The 901-nt window shown below is 54.2% G+C and carries 1 protein-coding gene; it reads right to left on the bottom strand.

What is annotated here, in order from left to right:
• Nucleotides 1-897, bottom strand: an 897-nt coding sequence (locus J7438_RS26130; RefSeq protein ID WP_286196955.1) for a phage tail-collar fiber domain-containing protein, incomplete at its 3' end; no start/stop codon positions are given.
• Nucleotides 898-901: the final 4 nt, after the last annotated feature.

The raw sequence follows: 901 nt of genomic DNA, 5'->3' as shown, positions 1-901 counted from the left end.
GTTTTTCAGGGCGGGCGGGGTAGAACCAAGAATCACCTGCACCGCATCGCCTTTGTTAAGGGGTGCCGCCAGCTCTATGCGGTTTTCGGTAATGGTAAAGGCTCCCCGGTCATGATCCTGCATCACGCCATTGATATAAACCTCTGCTGCAGTAAAGGTATAGGGCGGGTTGATAATGGTCTGGCCATCGGTAGCCAGTGGGGCGGACCAATTGATGGGCACATCCACCGGAACCCATTTGCCATCCATTCTCACGTATTGGTTGCCATCTTTTGGAGCTTCCGGAACCAGATAATTGAGCAGGGCGTCATCAATAGGGTGAACGGTGCGGCGGTCAGTGACGGTTCCGGCGCTGTTGATGCTGGCGATCCGCTCCAGATAGTGATCTACCTGCTGGCTGTCATTGTAATCCTGTTGAGCGTTGCCATTGCTCTCTGTGCCAAAAACCACAGAAATTTCCGGCGTAACACCATTCAAAGTGCCGGGAGTGATGGTCTGGTCATCGGTGGCCTGAATGCGGATGCCTTCCACATAGCCCAGCCCGGAAACCAGCAGAAAATCATTGCCATCCTTTTTAACCAAAAAGCCATCGTGCCAGAAACAGCTTCTTCCCCAGGTGTCCCGGCTGCTTAAACGCTCCAGCTCATCGGAGGCATGGAGCCGGGCCATAAAATCAATCTGCCAGGTTTCCGCCTCCACGGTGACATTGGTAATGGTCGATGCCCCGTCATAGACGGTCATAAAATTCCGGGTCATGTTCTGACCACGGATGCCAGCCCCCGGATCATCGGCAATTTTGTTCTGGGTGGGCAGGGTGACGATGGCCACATTGGTGTCCGTGGCGGATTCCACCAAATCCATTCGGTTGAACTGAAACGGCCCCACGGTGCTGTCCATAAAC

Origin of the sequence: Thalassotalea sp. G20_0, assembly GCF_017744175.1 — a bacterium.
In the GTDB taxonomy this organism is placed as follows: Bacteria; Pseudomonadota; Gammaproteobacteria; order Pseudomonadales; family Endozoicomonadaceae; genus Endozoicomonas.
Note: the sequence above shows the minus strand (reverse complement) of the source record. Positions and strands in the feature narration are given on the sequence as shown.